The organism is Weeksella sp. HMSC059D05, from assembly GCF_001809725.1.
Lineage (GTDB): Bacteria > Bacteroidota > Bacteroidia > Flavobacteriales > Weeksellaceae > Weeksella > Weeksella virosa.
This window is the reverse complement of record NZ_KV798522.1, coordinates 1-3,587: the sequence shown is the minus strand read 5'-3', so window position 1 is coordinate 3,587 and position 3,587 is coordinate 1. Positions and strand designations below refer to the sequence as shown.

Annotated in this window: 3 protein-coding genes; all 3 read right to left on the bottom strand. The window is 32.6% G+C overall.

Annotated features, from left to right (window positions below; all coding sequences use genetic code 11):
- Positions 1 to 164: 164 nt before the first annotated feature.
- The 3 genes from HMPREF2660_RS02550 to HMPREF2660_RS02540 all read right to left on the bottom strand — a co-directional run bounded on the left by HMPREF2660_RS02550 (position 165) and on the right by HMPREF2660_RS02540 (position 3,529).
- Entirely contained in the window at positions 165 to 989 is an 825-nt protein-coding gene (locus tag HMPREF2660_RS02550) for a class D beta-lactamase OXA-347 (RefSeq protein ID WP_004295324.1), read from the bottom strand.
- Positions 990 to 1,169: 180 nt separating this feature from the next.
- Positions 1,170 to 2,336: a tetracycline-inactivating monooxygenase Tet(X) gene (tet(X), locus tag HMPREF2660_RS02545; RefSeq protein WP_070485533.1), complete on the bottom strand. Its 1,167-nt coding sequence runs from the start codon at positions 2,334 to 2,336 to the stop codon at positions 1,170 to 1,172.
- Positions 2,337 to 2,551: 215 nt separating this feature from the next.
- Positions 2,552 to 3,529, bottom strand: coding sequence for an XAC2610-related protein (locus tag HMPREF2660_RS02540; protein ID WP_070485532.1), 978 nt, complete (start codon positions 3,527 to 3,529; stop codon positions 2,552 to 2,554).
- Positions 3,530 to 3,587: the final 58 nt, after the last annotated feature.

Genomic DNA, 3,587 nt, shown 5'->3' with positions numbered 1-3,587 from the left:
TTTGGTTCGGTTTTACTATGTCGTACAACGAAAAATGGTAGCCGTAGTTGCCGGATTTACAGCACTTTCGTATCAATTTAGCACTTCGGTTCGTTAAAAGCACCAAAGTATCAAGTTGGCACGAAAGCCGGCAATTATCGGCTACCATATGTTAGTGGCATTTATCATTTCATTATATTCATTTGCTTTAACGCATTTTTTGTTACATTAATTCTCGATGAAATAAAATCATCAACATTCAATCCGTCTGTCGGAATTACATTTGTTGCAAAAAAATAAACATTAGATTTTGTTTCAACATAACCAACAAACCAACCATTATATTTTTCTTCTATCGAACTTAATCCAGTCTTACCGCTTAAAATGTAATTTTCAGTTCGCTCAATTTCCATAATATTTTTGACAATCTTTATTGTCCTATCAGAAATTGGAAATTTTGAAAAATAGAATTTCCTTAAAAAGTCGATTTGTTGTTTTTGAGATATTTTTGAATTTCCTTCAAGCCAAAAATTGTCAATCGTTAAACTGTCAAAAATCATATTTTTATACTCAAATTTTTCTAAATATTCTTTCATTTTAATTGTTCCGATTTTCCTTGCAATTTCCTGATAGCAAGGAACACAGGAAATTCTAAAAGCATCTTTAAATGATAAATCTTTTTCCCAAATATCCATTTTTCTCTGCTCGCCATTCCATTTTAAAATAGTTGTATCATTTTCAATAATGCCTAATTCAACAGCAATTATAGAATTTGGAATTTTGAATGTTGATGCAGGTAATTTTCCGTTTTTAGCCCAATCAAAGTCATTTGAGTAAAAAGTATTCTTGTCGTTATCATAAATTAGAATTGAACCATTTACTTGAAAACTATCTAAAATTTTGTCAAAATCAGAAATTTCTGTTTCAATTATGTTTTTATTCGTTGTTGTGTTACAGCAAACAAATAAAAATATCATTGAAATAAAAACTACAAATAAAATATTTTTCATTTATTGTCTAATTATCGTTTGTTTTTGTTGCCACTAACGGCTGGCAAATTGGCGATGGAGCCGACTTTTAGCACAAATGTTGAATAGAATTACTAATCTTCAACATTGCACAAAAGTTCAATAGAAGTACTTCACCGGCTCTATTGCCAATTTGTTTGTTATGTGCCGTTTTATTCCATTTTATACATTTAACAATTGCTGAAACGTAAAGTCGGGTTTAAACATTTCAATTTCGTTTTGAGTTGATTCTTCTTGTGCTTCTTTGCCATAGATAAACATTTGCTGTTCATAATTTTTAACAGCCTCTTCAATGCTATTAAATTTTCCATCGGCTAGATTATCAGACAATATCAAGGCATCCACCAACCCACTATTTACTCCCTGCCCTGCAAAAGGCGGCATCAAATGTGCGGCATCCCCAATCATTGTTATGGGTAATGGGCGCTTGCTTTTCCAAGGCTTTTCTAAAGGAAATATCCGTGTAGGCAATCCTACAAATGACAACGTCGTATGAATCAATTCTTTGTAGCGTTCGTCCCAATCGGAAAATTCTTTCAGAAGAAAATCAACGACACTATTTCTGTTTTGAAAATCTACCTGCGTTTGGTTTTTCCATTCATCAGGTGTTTTAAAACTTATTCCAAAATGCAATGCACCATTATTATTGGGGTTAGCAAATAATAATTTACCTTGGTGAGATGCCATTAGCCGGTTTCCATTGCATAGCTGAAAAAATCCAGGACAGTTTATCTCTGGTTGATGAATATCGGCTTGTATATTGAAAGTACCTGTTTCTTCAACTTCCGTGTCGGTAACAAATTTTCTTACCTTGGACATCCCGCCATTGGCAAGAATAACCAAATCTGCTGTTTCACTCGGTTTATTCTCAAAAGTTAGTGTCCACTTCTTCTTACCAGGTTCAAGCATAACAAGTTTTCTATCCCAAATAACCGTGTCGTTTTCTAAACTATTCAACAAGATAGCCCTTAAGTCATTTCTGTTTATTTCAGGATTGTCAAATCGATTTTCGGGCTTTACATTTTTTGTGGATAAAATATTGCCTTTTTTATCAGCAATATTTACACCCATTGGTAAGGCTAAGTCATAATAAGTTTGTAACAATCCCGCTTTTTTCATTGCTTCCTGACCTGAACCTTTGTGTAGGTCAAGGGTTCCACCAAAAATTCTTGCCTCTCGGTCGTTGTCTCTTTCGTAAACTGAAACGTCTATGCCGTTTTGCTGTAATAATTTTGCCATAGTCAGTCCAACGGGTCCACCACCAATTATTGCAACGTTCTTATCACTAAGTAAATTCATTTGTTTGTCTGTATCTATTCGCATTGTCATTCAAAAATGGCCCATAACGTTTTGGGTATTGCCGAAGGCGGGGATAAGGAAGCACAAAAGTTGAACTTAGCACCACAGTTAGCAAAACCATTTTTTATTTGCTAATTTACATTTTTTAGAGCAAAAAAAAATGGTTTTGCGGAATAGAAGTACAAATGTTGAAGTTTGGACTCTCAGCCCCGCTTTTGGCAATACCTTGTTAGCGGCTGGCATTTTCAATTTATTACGTTTTCTATTTTTAAGTTCTTCAATTTTGTCAATGTTCCAATTTTTGAATTATTAACAGCTTTCATATCATATCTATTGTTTGGCGTTTTTGCAATTATTTTATCATCATAAATGATATATTCTGTGTTAAGATTTGAAAAAGATAAGCTGTTTTCAGTTTTTGAGTATTCGAAAATGTCATTGTAAAGCAATTCAATTTTATCGTTCTTGTCTGTAAAAACGTAATATAAAATAGTTTCGGTCTTGAAAACTTGCACTTTCTTCTTGTTTTCAAATTCAAAGGAAAGTAATAAATTGTCTTTATCTACTTCCAACGCAAGCATTTGATATGTAGATTTTATCATTTTTCCATTTATTAAATTTTGTTCTTCATAATCCCAAGTAATTCCCGAAACACTCATTCCTTCTTCAACTATTTTTATCGGATAAGGTTTGTTGTTTTTTACTTTAAATTCTGAATATTGATGCCAACAGCAACCGCTTTTTGTCATTGTGCGAATTATTTTTGTTTTGTGGTCAATGTCAAACATTCCGCAATAATATTGTGCAAGTTCAGTAAATTCAGGACTTTGTTTAAATCCATTGTTTGTAGCCAAATAAATTTGGAAAGACGGTCCGTGATAACAACTATTTTGACCGTCCATAATTGCAAAGTCTTTTATTCCGTCAAAATTGAAGTCTTCGTATAAAATGGAACTTTGTTCTCCATAAGGCAGTTCTTTTACGTTGGCAAGAACTTTTCCTTTATGAAGAGTAAAAGTTAATTCGTCTGAATTGATTTTAATGAGTTGTTTCTTGGTTTTTTTGTCAAAGATTGCAACCCAACCCTTGCTAAAAACTTCTGTTGTGTCTGCAATATATAGTTTGCCGAAATAATCTTTTGAGAAATTGTCAACGACAAATGTTGTCTGACAAAATACAGATTTTGAAAATAGAAAAATTAGTATAAATATTATTCGTTTCATTCGTGTGGTGTTTGTTATGCTTGCCGCTAACACTCAAATATACGAAATAACATTTTAT